Origin of the sequence: Ilumatobacter coccineus YM16-304 (genome assembly GCF_000348785.1) — a bacterium.
Lineage (GTDB): Bacteria > Actinomycetota > Acidimicrobiia > Acidimicrobiales > Ilumatobacteraceae > Ilumatobacter_A > Ilumatobacter_A coccineus.
Genome location: NC_020520.1, coordinates 4,412,004 through 4,427,842 on the forward strand (window position 1 = coordinate 4,412,004; position 15,839 = coordinate 4,427,842).

Sequence of the window (15,839 nt, forward strand, 5' to 3'; positions counted from 1 at the left end):
ACGCCGCTGTGCTGACCCGATCGGGCCTCGGCGCGCTGATCGTCGCTCTCGTCCTCGCCGCGCTCGGCTGGTGGTGGGGGTACGAAGAACTCGTCATCGGAGCCGTCGCGATCGCTGCGGTGCTCACGATGGCGATCTGGATCGCGCAGCGGCCACTGCGTGCCAAGGTGCGGCGCCGGGTCGACACGATCCGGGTGCCGCGCGGCGACCCGATCCGGCTCACGTACCGGGTTCGCAACGACACGAAGTACCGGTCGTCGCGGGCGACGTTGATCGATCGGTGCGACGAGCAGACGACCGAGATGACCATCGACCCGGTGGGACCCGATCGCGTCGACGACGTCCACGCCACGATCCCGACGCGCCGTCGCGGCGTCTTTCCGGTCGGTCCACTCGACGTGGTCCGTATCGACCCGTTCTACCTGGCCATCGGACGGTGGCGTGACGAGCGTGATGCGGCCACACCCACCTCGGTCACGGTGCATCCGAAGGTGTACGACCTCGTCGGCCCGCAGGGCACGGCCCGCGTCGTCGAGAACGAGTCGGTGATCAGACGGGCGGCGACCGACCCGATGTCGGGGTTCGTGTCGATGCGCGAGTACGTCGCCGGTGACGACCCCCGCATGATCCACTGGCCGACGACCGCTCGCACCGGCACCCTGATGGTGAGGGAGAACGTCGAGGTGCGGCGCCCCGAGTTCACGATCGTGCTCGACACCGGCGCCGACACCTGCAGCGACGACGACTTCGAGGAAGCGGTCGACGTGGCCGCGACCATGGCGGTCCATGCGTTGCGCTCCGACCTCGACGTCGTCGTGCGCACCACGCACCGCCAGTATCCGGGCGTCGCCAGGCCGCTCGTCGAGGAAGCCCAGGTGCTCGATCTGCTCACGCCGGTGCAGCGGTCGAACGGCGACGACCTGTTGCAGCTTCCCTCGTTGTTCGCGCACGGGTTCGACCACACGTCGATCGTGATGGTCACCGGCCCGACCGGGCCGTCGAGCCGCGTGCCGTCGATCGAACAGATGGCGACGGTACGCATCGGCGAGGGTGCCGAAGCGCAGAGCGGCATCGCACTCGCGGCGATCGACGCCGCCGACTTCGTCAACCGATGGCGGGCCTGGAGCTGATCGGCATGGGTGTGTTGCGGCTCCGTGTGGTGGTGCTCGGTCTGATGGGCGTGGTGCTGGCGATCGCCGCCGGCGACATCTTCGACCAGGTTCGCTGGGAACTGTTGATCGCTCCGGCGGCCGTGGCGCTCGTCGCGCTCGCGCTGCTCGAGCGCAACGCGGTGGCGCGCGTCGTCGGCGGTCTGGTCGCCCTGGTCGGCGGTGTCGCGGGTGCTGCGTTGCTCGACGGCGGCGACGGCTCCGACGTGCGCGTCGCGTTCTCGTCGGGGCCGCAGCGGCTGCTCTCGACCGACTGGCCGAGTCCGATTCGTCCCGACCTGCTCGCCACGACGGCGATGGGTGTCGGTGCGCTCGTGTGGGTCGCGGCCGAACTCGCCCGGCTCCGTCGGCTGCACCTCGTACCGCTGATGCCGATGGGGGTGGCGCACGTGCTCGTCATCGCGCTCAGCGCGCCCAACGGCGTCGGGCTGCACTGGCTCGTGCCCATCGGGCTGCTGGCCGCGGTGTTCGCCCTGTTCCGTCCCGAGCTCGGTCTGGGTGAACGATGGACGCTGCTCGCCGGCGAGCGTCGGCTCGTTCCGCTGACGGCGATCGCCGTCGGACTCGCGGCAGCGATCGCACTCCCCCTCGCCTTCGCCGACCGCGCCGACCCGCGACGCAACGACCAACCCGAGAGTGCGCTCACCCTGCTCGATCCGATCGAGGCGACGCTCGCACTCCAGAACATCGACCCACCGGTCGACCTTCACGAGATCCGCATCGATGGGACGGATGCCGCCCCGGCGCGCTGGCGAACCGCTGCGCTCGTCGCGTACGACGGGCGACGGTGGGCGCCGGCGCTCACACTTCGACCGATCGGTCGCCGCCTCGCTCCCGACGCCGACGACGCGATCTCCGGAACCCTCAGCTTCCTCGACGACGATCTCCAACTGATTCCGCTGCCCGGTGGAGCGATCACCGTCGACACTGCGATCGAGACCGATCCCGACCGCACCATCGTGCGCTTGGCCGATCGCCCGACGGCTGGGCAGGAGGTGCGCTTCAGCGCGCGGGTCGAGCCACGCCCGTCCGCGGTGGCGCCGGGATCGATCGGCACACGCGAGCTCGACGAGACCGTGTCGGGTCTCACCGAGTTCGCCGAGGCCATCATCGCCGACGAGGCCGACGGGGCGCCACCGGCCGACGTGCTCGGCCGGCTCCAGTTGATCGAGTCGGCGATGCGCAACGACTTCCTGCTCGACCCCGTCGCTTCCGGTGGCGGTCTGCAGCGAACGCTCATCGTCCGCTTCATCCGTGACACGCGACGCGGCAACAGCGAGCAGTTCGCGACCTCGTTCGTGTTGCTCGCTCGATCGCTGGGCGTCGATGCCCGAGTCGCCACCGGCTTCGAGGTCTCACCCGACCGTGTGGAGCGTGATGACAACGGCGCGTCGATCGTGTTGTCGTCGAGCGATGCGGCCGTGTGGCCCGAGGTGAGCGTCGATGGCGAGTGGCTGGCGTTCGACCCGGTTCCCGACGAGGAGGTGTCGGAGGCCACCGAGGAGCCGCCAGAGGAACAGGTCCAGACTCCGGCCGCGCCGCAACCTCCGATCGCTCCCCCGCCGGAGTCGACCGACGACCCGGTGGTGACCGAGGCCGACGACATCGCCACCGACGACGACGCGCTGCCGACGGTCGTTCGGGTCGGTCTCCAGGCCGCGGCGGTGGTCGGTGCGCTGCTCGTGCCGCTGCTCCTCCTCGTCGCGCTGATTCTGGGCGTCAAGTGGCGCCGTCGACGCCGACGCCTGAGTGGTCCGCCCGACACCCGGATCCGCGGCGCGTGGACGGTGGCCACCAACCAACTCGTCGACGCCGGCATGTCGATCGGTCCGGCGGCGACCAACAACGAGATCGCCGATGGCGGCGTCGAGTTCGCTCCGACCGCCGATCGCGAACTGCATCGGCTCGCCGTGCTGGCGAGCGCTGCGACGTTCGGTCGACCCGCGCGACCAGATCTGCTCGCCGAGGACGCCAACGCCTGCCTGGGCCAGGTCGAGCACTCGCTCGCAGCCGAACGAACGCGTTGGCAGCGGATTCGTTGGCGACTCAGCCTTCGGAGCCTGCGCAGCTCGACCCGTTCGCCCGTCTGACCGGCCGCTTCCCGAGCGGGGTGTATCGGTACCCCGATGAACCCTTCCGAGCCGTTGTAGCACGTCGTGCTACGATGTCGTGATGAGCCAGGTGGTCACCCAACGAGAACTGCGCAACGGCAGCGGAGAGATCATGCGCCGCCTCGACCAGGGCGAGTCCTTCGTCGTCACCCGCAACGGCGTCCCGGTCGGTGAACTCACTCCACTTCGTCGCCTTCGGTTCGTGACGGCAGCATCCATTGCCCAGCTCTTCCAGGCAGCTCCGGGCGTCGACAGCGAACAGTTCCGACGAGACCTCGACGCAGTCGCCGACCAGAGCATCGAACCGCGTGCCTGACCAGCGCGTGGCTCGCGGCGTGGTCGACACGTCGGTCGTCATCGACCTCGACACCATCGACGTCAGCGTGCTCCCGGCCGAGGTTGCCGTGACCGCGCTCACCATGGCCGAACTCGCCGCCGGCCCCCACGCCACCACGGACCCGGCGGAACGAGCGAGACGCCAAGACCGACTGCAGCGAACCGAGGCAGCGTTTGCGCCGTTGCCGTTCGACGCTGACGCAGCCCGCGCGTATGGGCGGGTCTATGCGGCAGTCACGACTGCCGGTGGCAACGCCCGAGGAGCACGGGCAGTCGACCTGATGATCGCAGCGATCGCGTGTTCGGTCGAGGTCCCGCTCTACACGCGGAACCCCAGCGACTTCGCGGCGCTGGACGGGCTGGTCGACGTCGTCGCCATCTGACTTCGCGCCCGTGATCACCCTTGCGGTGAAGCGGGTCGACCTGGGCTGGATCGGCACGTCGGCGCTCGGCCACACGCTCCAGATCGCTCGCATCAGGTCCCCGGGCTCCGTCGGGTCGAGCTTCGGCGGGGGCCGGGGCGGACCACTGGCCGACTCGGCTCACGACGAAACTGCTGGCGTGTTTCGACGCGACATTGCCAGACTGGAGACAGCCACGGCGCCAAGCGCAACGATGAGCGCCACCATGATCCACCTGACCGTCGGCCACGCCGTCGTGATCGTTGTGGAGTCGTTGTCGGGGGCGATGTTCAGGCTTCCGAGTTCTTGGGGACCGAACCAGCCCATGCGGATGTTCCATTCGTACTCGCCCGCCGTGGTCGGGAACGTGACTGACGCGGTGTAATGACCGACGGTGTCGTCTTGCTCGGCAGCGAAGTAGCTGACCATGCCGTCCGTACCGATGATCTCGATGCCGACATCGTCGGCGAGGTCAGCGGGGGTGACGCCGTGCTGAAGGATCGTGAAACCGATCTCGACGGTTTCACCCGCCGACGGTGCCGGGACGGCGTCGAGCGATCCAACGGCCCAGCCTCCAGCTGACGCGGGCGCGCTGACGCAGATCAGGAGAGTGATCACTGTCGCGAGCGTGGCGGTGAGTCGGGCGATTCGGTCGTGCGATTTCGGTGCCATGTCTGTTCCGACACCGCGGACCAGGGTCAGGTTCCCATGTTGACGAAGCCGAGCGCGTCGGCGAGCTCGACGAAGCCTTCGACTTCGGTCCTCCACTGATCCGCCGAAATCGAAAACGTGTCGGAGCCGACCGAGCGCGTTGCGAGGTGCGCGCCTTCACTGTTCCCTGCGCAACCTCGAACACCTCGGCGGTCTCCAACTCGCTGAGACCGGCAACGAACCGGCGCTAGCCGCCGGGATCCGGTGGGGCCGTCGTGGTCGGCGCCACCGTCGTGGTGGTGGTCGTCGTCGTGGTGGTCGGCGCGACCGTGGTGGTCGTGGTGCTCGACGTGGTCGTGGTGGTGGTGTCGACCGGCACCGTCGTGGTCGTGGTGTCGACGGGGACCGTGGTCGTCGTGGTCGTCGTGGTGGTGGTCGTGACCAACGGGAACGACGCGTTGATCGTGACGGTGGCGGTTCCCGACACCGCTCCGTGCGAATCGACCACGTTGAAGGTCACGTTGAACGTCCCGACCTCGAGGGCGAGGACGTCGATGATCAGACCGATCGGACCGAGGACGACCATGCCGGACGGATCGTTGAGATTCTCGACCGTGAAACTGTCGCCGTCGGGATCGTTGGCCTCGAGCAGGATCGGCGTCGGGATGCCGACGAGCACCGAGACGGTCTTGTCGATCGCGACCGGCGGCCGGTTGACCGCCTGACCGTTGACCGTGACGGTCGCCGCTGCCGACAGCGCGCCCGACCCGTCGACGATCGTGTACTGGAAGGTTGCCTGACCTCGCCCGGACCCTGGGGTCACTCTGATGCTGCGACCGTCGGGCTGCAACGCCACCGTCCCCGTGCTGCCGTTGGTGAACGTGATGCTCGACGGCACCGACTGCACTCGCAGCGCACTGTTGGGGCCGTCGGGGTCGGAGTCGTTCGCCACGATGTCGACCGTGGCGGCGCCACCGGAGACGTCGATCGTGTCGGGCTCGGCTCGCGGGCCTTCGTTGGTGACGACCGCGGTGAGACCGACCGTGGCCGTGAGACCACCTGGGTCGGTGACCGTGACCGACCACGAGTACGCACCGTCGGCGACGGCCTGCGTCGGAGCGATCACGACGCGGTCGGGCCCCGTGGTGACCCAGCCGGGCGCACCACTCGAACCCGAGATGATGAGCCCTTCGTCGTCGCTGGCGATTGCCCCGACCGGGATCTCACGGACCTCGCCGCGTCCGAGGGTGACCGACTGGTTCTGCCCGACCGGATCCTGGTTGACGTCGACGGTGATGGTGCCGGTGGCCCGCTGACGGCAGTCGTTGACGACGGCGTAGGTGATCGTGATGTTGCCGTTGGTACCGGCGGGCGGCGTGTACGTGCCGTTCTGGTACGTGGGCGGACCGTTGACCTCGGTGACGGTTCCGTTGCTCGCGTAGTTGGCGAGGTTGATGGCGATGGGTTGTTGGTAGCCCGTTTCGAGGAATGCGTCGCCGGCGGTCGGCGCCGATTGAGCGCACGAGGCGATCGAGATGCGCAACGACGCGGTGTCGGTGAGCTCGCCGTCGCTGACCTGGTAGTTGACGATCGCCACGCCCGACTGGCCGGGGGTCGCGCTGAACGAGATGCTCTGATCGCCGGTGACGCTGGCTGACCCCAGCGCCGGGTCGGGGCCGCCGATGATCGACAGACTCAACGAGTCACCGTCGGGATCGCTGTCGTTGAACAGCACGGGGGTGGTGACCGAGCCGCCGTTGACCACCGAGGCAGCGTCGTCGGCTGCCAGCGGTGCGCGGTTGATCGGTTCGAGCACATTGAGCGTGAACGACGACGACGACGTGAGTCCGTCGCCGTCGCTGATCGAGTAGACGCCGGTGATCGCTCCGACGAAGTCGGGGGCGGGGCTGATCTGGACCACTCCACCACCGACCAGCGACAGGGTGCCGCCGCCCGAGGTGAGCGACGCCGTTTCGAGGGTGAGGCCACCGGGGGTGTCGTCGGGATCGCTGTCGTTGTCGAGCAGGTCGATCGTGGTCGGCACGCCCGGACCGGGAATGGTCCGCGTGTCGATCCGCGCCACCGGGGCGAGGTTCTGCACCTCGGTGATCCGAACCTGCATGAAGCCGGTGGCGATCGCTCCGCCTTCGTCTTCGATCTGGTACTCGATCGTGGCGGTTCCGACGTTGGGACCGGCGGTGTAGGTGATGACGTTGCCGTTGCGCACGGCGGAGCCGACGATCGGGCGAGTCGACGAGGTCACCTTGAGCGCGAGGTCGCTGCCGTCGGGATCGGTGTCGTTCGCCGACACGTCGACGGGGATCGAGTCGTTGACCTCGACGAACACGAGATCGTCGAGGGCTCGCGGCGGCTCGTTGGTGACCTCGGGTTCGCGAACCGAGATGATGATGGCCGCCGAGTCGCGCAGCCCCTGGGTGTTGGTGACTTCGTAGGTGCACCGGTAGGCCCCGGTGCCGTTCGCCGGCGGGTCGTACCGCACCTGGCTGTCGGCGGTGACGGTGGCGACGCCGCCTCCCGGACAGCCGGGTCGGCCGATCAGCGTCGGACGTTCACCCGAGGGGTCGCCGTCGTTGCGCAGCACGTCGATCGTGACCGGTTCGTTCATGAAGGTGAACGTGGAGTCGTCTTGGGCGTACGGAGGCTCGGGCAGCGCCTGCGCCAACACGGTCACCGTGACGTCGCCGACCACCTCGTGACCGTTGCCGTCCGACACCGTGTAGGTGAAGCGGGCGTTGGATTCTTCCTCGTCGTCGAACGCGGCCGCAATGAACTCGACCTGGTTGCGACCAGCCAACGCGACGGTCCCCCGGCCCTCGGGTTGGCTGGTGGCGACGACGGCGAGCGGATCACCGTCGGGATCGGAGTCGTTGGCGGTGACGTCGATGAGGATCGTCTGACCCACGACCGCGGTCTCGATGTCGGGGGAGACGACGGGTGGCCGGTTCGGTTCGATGTCGTCGATCACGACCACGAGTACGGCACCGCGCACGACGTTGCCGTTGCCGTCGTCGACCTCGTACTGGAACGGAACCTGGTCGGCAGCACCAGCTCGCGCAGTGATGCCCAGCTGTTCTCCCTGCACGACGACGTCGAGGCCGTCGGGCAGCGGGCGAACCACCGAGAGCGACAGCGGGTCGCCGTCGGGATCCTTGTCGTTGACGAGCACCGGGAGCGGCGTCTCGGTGTTGCGACGCGTGCGAACGGCGTCGGGACGCACGACGGGGGGACGGTTGTCGTCGCCGAGGCGGGCAACTTCGACACGCACCTCGACGTCTTCGCCGACGGCCTCGAACGTGTCGATCGGCCGGTACGAGAATGTCGCGGTGCCTTCGAACCCGTTGGTCGGGGTGAACTGCAGCGCCGGTGCGCCCGACGGACCTTCGACGATGGCGACATCGCCGCCGCTCGCTGGTGGCAGGAACGTGTCGATACGCAACGAGTCGCGCTCCGGGTCGACGTCGTTGAGCAGCACCTCGACCACGACCGGGCGACCGGGACCGGTCTGCGCCGTGTCGGGCGCACCGATCGGCGACTGGTTGGTCGCGCCGGGCGGCAGGAGCTCGACGCTGACCGTCGCCGACGCGCGCGTGCCGTCGCCGTCGGCGATCGTGTACTCGAACTGATCGAGGCCGACGTAGCCGGCGTCGGGCGTGAACACGATGGTCGACGCCGTGCCGATCTCGACGAGGCCATGACCAGGGGTGGCCACATCGACGATCGCGATCGCTTCGCCGTCGGGGTCGTAGTCGTTGGCCGTGACGGCGATCGGCACCGAGTTGCCGGAACGTGCGGTGACCTGGTCGTCGACCGCTCGCGGCGGGTCGTCGGTGCCGTTGTTGTCGGCTTCGAGGAGGTCGGGCGTGGTGCTGACCCCGTCGTCGGCGCCGGCCGAGTCGCCCTTGGCCGAATCGCCGTCTTGCACGACGTCGCCGTCGGCCCCGAGCACGAGCAGCGATGCATCGTTCTTGTTGACCCGCTGGATGCCCCACGGGTGCACCGTCCACACGAAATCACCGTTGGTGTCGTCGACCCACACGATGTCGGTCGTGACGGTGACATTGAGAACGGCGTCGCTCAGCACCGTGGCCGGTTGCGAGTCGAGGATCTCCTGGCTGCGCCAGTCGAACTGGACGACCTGGGTCGGACCACGCCGGACGAGCGCCGCGGCATCGCCGGCGATGCCCAGCAGGCTGCTGCCGTCGACGTCGAGGCCGGGCACGGTCGACGACACCTCGATGCCGTCTTCGCTCACACACCAGAGGTCGTCGTCGGCGCCGACCCAGCCGCACGAGTGCTGCGGTCCGGGCTGCTGCAGCACGATCTCGCTGCCGTCGATCTGCGTGGGCAACTCCTGCCAGGAGCCGCCGCCGAGACGCACACGGCGTCCTTCCCGGTCGAGGACGAGCGGCAGGTTGCCGACGAGCGACAGCGATCCGCCGTCGGGACCGCCGGCGATGCCGAGGTCCTCCGAGGTGGTCGATGCCGACGTGGCGCGATCGAGGGTGCCGTCGACGAGGGTCCAGACCGATCCGTCGGGTCCGAGGGCGATGGTGCCGAAGGTCTCGACGCCGGCGATCTGGTCGGCGTCGAACGCGATCTCGACGGAGTCGGCGCCGGCCGGCGACAGCGTGGCCTCACCGGCGAGCGGGTTCGCGACGAGCAGTCCCGATGCTCCCGAGCGGGCGATGGCGAGCCCTGAGCCGAGCGAGGCCAGTCCCTGCGGCGGGCCGAGGCGGAGTTCGGCGGTGTCGATCGAGCGGACTTCGCCGGTGGTGTCGTTGAGCAGGTAGGCCTGTCCACCACCTTCCGCGACGAAGAGATCGTCGCCGGGCACACCGGCCTCTCGACTGGCGAGTGCACGGCCGCCGAAACCGTCGACCAGCACGGCACGACCACTCGGTTCGTGAACGAACCAGCGTGTGGCTCGCGACGATGCGGCGTCGACCGCCGGCAGACCGTCGGAGCGGAACACCACCACGAGCGCGCTCAAGCACATCACGGTGGCCACCATCGCGGCCACGACCTGTTTCCAGGTGACAGTGCTCGGCGTCGACGTCATGGGCATGGCGCCCTCAACGCTACGCCGGGCGGTGTGGCTTGAACTGGCAGCGGGGTAGGCGGATGGATCCCCACGTCCCTCCCATCGGCATCTCGTCGCGCCGACTTGAGCGATTTCTCGAGAAATTCTGCTCGTCCGTGCTCGAACATCGCATGAGCCTCCATGGCACCCCGGATCCTCGTAGTCTCTCAGTCGATGGACGTCGTGGTGCGAACTCCCCATGGTGATGCCGACATCGACATCGTCTCGGCACCCGGCACCACCACGCTCGGCGACCTCATCACCGCGGTCACCGGTCAGGCACCGCCGGCGGTGGCCCGCGTCGACGACCGCACGGTCAACGCGTCGCAGACGCTCACCTCGCTCGGCCTGATGGTCGGATCGGTCATCGACGCCAACGCCCCCGATCCGCACGACACCAAGCCCGATGACGTCCGCGTCAACCTGCAGCAGTTGACGGGCCGCGGTGCCGGGTCGATCCGCTCGTTGTCGTCGGGTCGATTCCGGATCGGACCCGGACGGCGCCTCAACGCCTCCGAGATGATCGAGGCACCGGTCGAGACCGAGGCCTTCGAGATCGACGTCCAACGCAACGGTTCGGTCGAGGTCACCCCGGGACCGCGCGTGGGTGGTGCGCTCGGCGTGATGACGCCGACGCTCGACCAGAAGTTGTTCGACCGCGAACTGCCGTGGACATCCGGTCGACTGAGCGTCGGCGGTCGACTCTTCGAGTTGGAGAACCCGGCACTCGCTCCGCCGCGCCGCACCCTCCCCGACCCCGACCACCGAGGCGCCGTCCCGTTCCAGCGACAACCCCGCATCGCAGGCATCCCCGAACTGCTGGCCGTGTCGGCGAAACGCCGCGCGGCGTCGGCCGGGCAAGGGCTCTGGGCGCGCCGCCGAACCGATCCGGGCGCGTACACGCTGCCGTTCGGCATCCTGCCCGACGACCACACCGTCGCCGTCGTCGACTTCCTCCGGCATCGAGGTGCGGCGCTCGTCGGTTCCGACCGATTCGGTGCCGGCCTCGCCCGGACGCTGCTGGTCGAAGCCGCCACGCAGTACGGGCCATCCGACCTCGAGATCGTCATCGCCTCCACGCCCGAACGGCTCGGTCAGTGGGACTGGGCGAAGTGGCTGCCACACCTCCGACACGGCGACCCGAGCGCTCCCCCGGCGCTGTTCGCCGAACGGCTCGACCTCGAGACCTGGGCAGCATCGATCACCGGACGCCCCCAGGTCGACGCGTTCAGCGCACGCCGCGAAGCGGCCGCTGCGTCCGACGACGGCACCCCGAACCGCTGGACGGCGCCGAGCAGCGTCACCGCGGCCGCCGTGACCACGCTGCTCGTCCTCGACGACATCAGCCTCTGGAGCCGTCGCGACTCGCCGCTGCGCAACGTGCTCGTCGACCCACCGGCCCACCTTCGAATCATCGCCTTGTGCGGCGGCATGCACGAGGCGCCGGGCATGTGCTCGGCGCTCGTCGAAGAACGGCTGCCGGTCGACGTGGTCGCCGACGCCGGCGACGACCTGGGCAGCACGTCGCTCTACGGGTCGCTCGCCACGTTGCACCTGCGGATCGGTCAGTCCCCCGAAGAGGTCTCCGACATCCGCCCGGCGTTCGTCGAACCGGTGCTCGCCACCGAGATCGCACGATCGCTGGCACCGCTCGACGACCTCGACGTCACCCGCCCGCCGCAGATTCCGACGCGGTTCGCGCCGCCATCGCTCGCCGAACTCATCGACATCCAGGCCGCCACCGACGCGCAGGCGAACGGCCTCACCGTGGCGCTCGGCCTCGTCGAGCAGTCCGGTCCCGCCGGCATCGGTTCGGTGGTCGCCGAACGCCGTCCCGTGCGAGTCGACCTCGCCGAGTCGAGGGTCACGCTGGTGAGCGCGCCAGACCGCGAAACGCACGACACGCTCGTCGCCGCCGCCATCCTCGGCGCCACCGCCGTGCGCCGCACCGAGCAACTGTCGGTCCTCACGGTCGGCTCCCGGCGTCCATCGTGGCACGGCGAGATCCCTCACATCGCCGGACACGTCGACCGTTCCACCCCCGACGACCCGGCCCGCCTCGTCCACCGGGTCGCGCACGTGCTCACCCAGCAGCCGGGACTCGAGGTCCTCGTGGTGATCGAAGACGCTTTCACCACGCCGCAGCCGTCGGGCAGCGACGACCGTGTGGTGCCCAACAGCCTCCTCACCGGCATGCTCGAACTCGCCGAGTCGCTCTCTCGCGTGCACCTCCTCATCACGACCGAACACCCGGTCGCGTCGCTCCCCGATTCGATCCGCAACCGCTGCGGCATCACGATCGACGTCGGTGGCTCGGCCGACGAACCGCGAGGCACGGTCACCAGCGAGCATGCCGAGGTCCGCTTCGTCGCCCCGACCCGCCTGGGTGGACCGAGCGAACTCGACGTGACACCGATCCTCGACGCCAACGCACTGCTCATCCGACCGTGCGTCCACGGCCGAGCGATGACCCCGCTCGAACGTCGGGTCGGACGTAGCGCGCCGCGTGCCGCTTCGTCAGATCAGTACGACCCGGCGACGCAACAGATCGCGCAGCGGATCGCCGCCGAGACCACCACGCTCGACGACGGCAGCGGGCTCCCCGAAGGAGGTCTGCTCCCGCCGCCACTGCCCACGTCGGTCGACCTCGGCAGCCTGCTCGCCACACACGACGGCGACGGCATTCCTCTCGGGCTCCTCGACCGGCCCGAGCAGGCCGACAACGAGGCGTACTGGTGGGCGCCGGGTCCGCACGGTTCGCTGCTCGCCATCGGTTCGCCCCGTTCGGGCATGACCCAACTGGCCGACCTGCTCGCCGTCGGAATCGCGGCGCGGCTCTCGACCGACGACCTGCGCGTCTTCGTGATCGAGCCGCTCCCGCAGCGACGCCGCGCGTACGACGCGCTGCCGCACACCGTCGCCGCGGTGTCGACCGACGAACACCACGCCGCGCAGCGGGTCGTCTCGACCGTCGCCGAACTGCTCGAGATGCGACGAAGCGGCGAACTGGCCGAGGAGGCCGCGGTGCTGCTCGTGATCGGCGACCTCGCACGGCTCATCCGCTGGCTCCCCGACGACCAGCGCGACGACGTGCTCGAAACGCTCGCCACGATCGGCAGCGACGGCCCGGCCCTCGGCGTCAACCTCGTGTGCATCACCACCCGGGTCGACGACCTCGGACCGCTGGTGCGTCTCTCGGGCGATCGCCTGGTCGGCACCGTGTCGGAGGCGAGCGACCGCACTCGGCTCGGTGTGCCCGCACCCGGACCCGCCGACCGTCACCCCGGTCGATGCTGGTCGGCCGACGCCGACCGACGACTGCAACTCGCCACGCCTCCCGACTCCGTCGAGCACGAAGTGGCACGGCTGGCACCCGAGATGGGCGCCGAACCGCGAGCGGCCGCGGCCCACGAACGGCGGCCTGGATGAACATCGCGCGCGGCGACGGGGTCGGCATCGAGGTGTCGGACGCGTTCGTACGCGCCGTGCGTCTCCGGCACGACGTCGCCGGTCGAGTCGCCGCTGCCGTCGAACTGCCCTTCGTGTCGTACGACGACGGAGCGGCACTCGACTCATTGGTACTGCTGCGCGCCGAACTCGGCGAACCGAACGAGCCGACCAAGATCGCGGTGTTCCCGCCGACGGCCACGCTGCAGCGCATCGACGTCACCGGCCGCTCGGGCCCCGAACTCAACGAGACCCGTGCCACCCTCGACCGCCGCCGCGGCATCGATTCGACGCTGGTGGTCGACGACGGTCCGCGCCGGTGGCTGCTCCTCATCCGCTGGGACGCCTCCGACATTCGGCGACTCGAAGACCTCGCCGAACGCGCAGGGTTCGTCGACGTCACGGTCGAGCCGAGCCCGCTGGCGCTCGGACGGGTGCTCCCTCGCTCGACCAGCTACGCCCGCCGCCTCGTCGGCCACGCCGACGCGCATCACGCCGTGTTCTCCAACGGGGTACCCGTGGCCGCTGCCGGCGCCTCCATCGTCGGACGCACCCATCCCGATCTCGACGTCAGCGATGTCGAGATCCCTGTCGTGTGGTTCGAGGATCTCCTCGACGAGGCGCAGCTCAACGACCTGCTGATCCGGTCGAGCCGCAGCGCCGATGCGCGCGCCTCGCTGCTCGAGCACGAAGAACGCCACGGCAGCCAGCAGGTGTCACTCGGCATCGTCGGCGAGGCCTACCCGGCGTTTCCGGTCCACGACATCCGAGCGCCCGAACGACAGGCCGTCGCACTGGGAGCGGCCATCGGCGCGGCAGGGCTCGCCGGTTCGTTGCGCCCCGTCGACATGACCTTCCCGGTCGGCATCGATGCGCAGCAGTTCGATCGCCCCTGGGCCATCGAACGCCTCGTCGACCTGCCCGAGCCGCCGGCGCCGCCGACGATCGGCCCGGTCAAGCGGATGACCACGCGGTTCCGGCCGCGACGCTCACGCCGCTGAACCCTGCGAGTCTGAACCCTGTGAGTGCCGTGTCGCGGCGGCCTGCTCAGCGCTCGTCGAAGATCGACGGGCGCTGCCCGAAGACTGCCACCGCCTGCTTCAGCGGCACCAGGTCGGATCCACCCGACCGCGGCGCCGGGCGCTGTTCGGCCTCACGGATTGCGTGCAGCGCGATCTCGCGCGCCTTCTCGAGTTCGCTGCGGAGTCGGGCGTTCTCGTCTTCGAGCCGCATGACGCGGCGGATGCCCTCGAGGTTCATGCCTTCGTTGGTGAGCTCCGAGATGCGTTGCAGCAGCGCGATGTCGGCATCGCTGTATCGGCGGTTGCCGCCTTCGGTCCGAGCGGGCGTGACGAGGCCACGTCGCTCGTAGATGCGCAGCGTCTGCGGGTGCATGCCCGCCAGCTCGGCGGCGACGGAGATCACGTAGACGGCTCGTGTGGTGGCTCGTTTGGTCATGTCGGCGTCAGCTCCCTTGCGTCTCCACCGTAGTGGCCTCGGCGAGCGCTTCGATCGCCGAGCGCTGCGCGTCGTTCAGCTCCGTCGGCACCCGCACCTCGACCGTGACGATGAGGTCGCCGTCGACCGTGCCCTGTCGGGTGGTCCGGTGGATGCCCTTGCTCTTCACCCGATGGCGACTGCCCGACTGCGTTCCGGGCTTGATCCGGAGCTTGACGGTCGAGCCGTCGAGCGTCGGCACGTCGACGTCGGCGCCGAGCGCAGCCTGCGTGAACTCGATCGGCACGGTGACCGTGAGGTTGTCGCCACGACGACCGAACCGAGGGTGCGGCATGACCTTGAGTTCGACGAGCAGATCGCCGTTGGGACCGCCATTGCGTCCAGGTGCGCCGCGCCCCTTGAGCTTGATGGTCTGGCCGTCTTTGACGCCGGCCGGGATGCGCGTCTTGACTTCACGAGGGCGCTTCTCGATGCCGGAGCCGTGGCAGGTGTCGCACGGGTGCTCGATGATGACCCCGTTGCCCTGGCAGATGCGACAGGGCGACGACATGGCGAAAAAGCCCTGGTTGTCGTCGACCACGCCGCGCCCGCCGCAGTTGCCGCAGACCTTCGGGCTGGTGCCCGGCTTGGCGCCCGAGCCGCCGCACGTCGAACACTGCGCGTCGGTCGTGAGGAACAGCGATGTCTCGATACCGGTGACCGCGTCGGCGAAGTCGACGGTGAGCTGCGCGGTGATGTCGGCACCGCGACGCGGGCCGACGCCGGCGGAGGAGGCGCCACGACCGCGGGTGGGGCCGCGGGTGCCGCGCCCGAACATGGAGCCGAGGACGTCGCCGAGGCCACCGTCGCCGGCCATGTCGCCGACGTTGAACGAGAACCCTCCGGGTCCGCCGCCCATCGGGCCCATCGCACGGACCTCGTCGTACTCCTTGCGCTTGGCCTCGTCGCCGAGCACGTCGTACGCGGCCGACACGTCTTTGAACTTCTCTTCGGCCGCGGCGTTTCCGGGGTTCTTGTCGGGATGGAGGTCACCGGCGAGTTTGCGGTACGCCTTCTTGATCTCTTTGTCGGTCGCCGTCGAAGCGACACCGAGCGTCTCGTAGTAGTCCTTCTCGAGCCATTCACGTTGTGCAGACATCTCGACTCCTCTCCTCCTTCCTGATTT

Annotated in this window: 10 protein-coding genes; 6 read left to right on the plus strand and 4 right to left on the minus strand. The window is 69.3% G+C overall.

Features of this window, described 5'->3' with window-relative positions:
* The first annotated feature begins 8 nt into the window (after positions 1–8).
* The 4 genes from YM304_RS19590 (at position 9) to YM304_RS19605 (ending at position 3,999) form a co-directional block, all read left to right on the plus strand.
* Complete coding sequence (locus tag YM304_RS19590) at positions 9–1,130, plus strand: DUF58 domain-containing protein (protein WP_015443469.1); 1,122 nt, start codon at positions 9–11, stop codon at positions 1,128–1,130.
* On the plus strand, positions 1,112–3,259 hold the full coding sequence (locus tag YM304_RS19595) for a transglutaminase domain-containing protein (protein WP_041298461.1): 2,148 nt from the start codon (positions 1,112–1,114) through the stop codon (positions 3,257–3,259). Before YM304_RS19590 ends, YM304_RS19595 begins: the two co-directional genes overlap by 19 nt.
* An 82-nt stretch (positions 3,260–3,341) precedes the next feature.
* Complete coding sequence (locus tag YM304_RS19600) at positions 3,342–3,596, plus strand: type II toxin-antitoxin system Phd/YefM family antitoxin (protein ID WP_041298462.1); 255 nt, start codon at positions 3,342–3,344, stop codon at positions 3,594–3,596.
* A complete protein-coding gene (locus YM304_RS19605; protein ID WP_041298463.1) occupies positions 3,589–3,999 on the plus strand; it encodes a type II toxin-antitoxin system VapC family toxin in 411 nt (136 codons plus the stop codon). Before YM304_RS19600 ends, YM304_RS19605 begins: the two co-directional genes overlap by 8 nt.
* 159 nt (positions 4,000–4,158) lie before the next feature.
* On the opposite strand, the gene YM304_RS19610 is transcribed toward YM304_RS19605, so the two are convergent.
* Complete coding sequence (locus YM304_RS19610) at positions 4,159–4,635, minus strand: hypothetical protein (RefSeq protein ID WP_154723566.1); 477 nt, start codon at positions 4,633–4,635, stop codon at positions 4,159–4,161.
* Between the two features lie 280 nt (positions 4,636–4,915).
* On the minus strand, positions 4,916–9,754 hold the full coding sequence (locus YM304_RS19615) for an Ig-like domain-containing protein (RefSeq protein WP_015443475.1): 4,839 nt from the start codon (positions 9,752–9,754) through the stop codon (positions 4,916–4,918).
* A 189-nt stretch (positions 9,755–9,943) separates the two neighbouring features.
* Here YM304_RS19615 and YM304_RS25135 point away from each other — a divergent pair, with 189 nt between their 5' ends.
* Both YM304_RS25135 and YM304_RS19625 read left to right on the plus strand, forming a co-directional pair.
* Complete coding sequence (locus YM304_RS25135) at positions 9,944–13,198, plus strand: type VII secretion protein EccC (RefSeq protein ID WP_015443476.1); 3,255 nt, start codon at positions 9,944–9,946, stop codon at positions 13,196–13,198.
* Entirely contained in the window at positions 13,195–14,217 is a 1,023-nt protein-coding gene (locus YM304_RS19625; RefSeq protein WP_015443477.1) for a hypothetical protein, read from the plus strand. The genes YM304_RS25135 and YM304_RS19625 overlap by 4 nt, the downstream gene beginning before the upstream one ends.
* A 46-nt stretch (positions 14,218–14,263) precedes the next feature.
* On the opposite strand, the gene YM304_RS19630 is transcribed toward YM304_RS19625, so the two are convergent.
* Together YM304_RS19630 and dnaJ are read right to left on the minus strand one after the other, a co-directional pair.
* Entirely contained in the window at positions 14,264–14,674 is a 411-nt protein-coding gene (locus YM304_RS19630; protein ID WP_015443478.1) for a heat shock protein transcriptional repressor HspR, read from the minus strand.
* A 7-nt stretch (positions 14,675–14,681) separates the two neighbouring features.
* On the minus strand, positions 14,682–15,812 hold the full coding sequence (gene dnaJ, locus YM304_RS19635) for a molecular chaperone DnaJ (RefSeq protein WP_015443479.1): 1,131 nt from the start codon (positions 15,810–15,812) through the stop codon (positions 14,682–14,684).
* Positions 15,813–15,839 lie beyond the last annotated feature (27 nt).

Excerpts from the sequence above, each read along its gene's own strand:
- YM304_RS19595 (WP_041298461.1), top strand. The coding sequence starts at position 1,112 with ATGGCGGGCCTGGAGCTGATCGGCATGGGTGTGTTGCGGCTCCGTGTG.
- YM304_RS19600 (WP_041298462.1), top strand. The coding sequence starts at position 3,342 with ATGAGCCAGGTGGTCACCCAACGAGAACTGCGCAACGGCAGCGGAGAG.
- YM304_RS19615 (WP_015443475.1), bottom strand. The coding sequence starts at position 9,754 with ATGCCCATGACGTCGACGCCGAGCACTGTCACCTGGAAACAGGTCGTG.
- YM304_RS25135 (WP_015443476.1), top strand. The coding sequence starts at position 9,944 with ATGGACGTCGTGGTGCGAACTCCCCATGGTGATGCCGACATCGACATC.
- YM304_RS19625 (WP_015443477.1), top strand. The coding sequence starts at position 13,195 with ATGAACATCGCGCGCGGCGACGGGGTCGGCATCGAGGTGTCGGACGCG.
- YM304_RS19630 (WP_015443478.1), bottom strand. The coding sequence starts at position 14,674 with ATGACCAAACGAGCCACCACACGAGCCGTCTACGTGATCTCCGTCGCC.
- dnaJ (WP_015443479.1), bottom strand. The coding sequence starts at position 15,812 with ATGTCTGCACAACGTGAATGGCTCGAGAAGGACTACTACGAGACGCTC.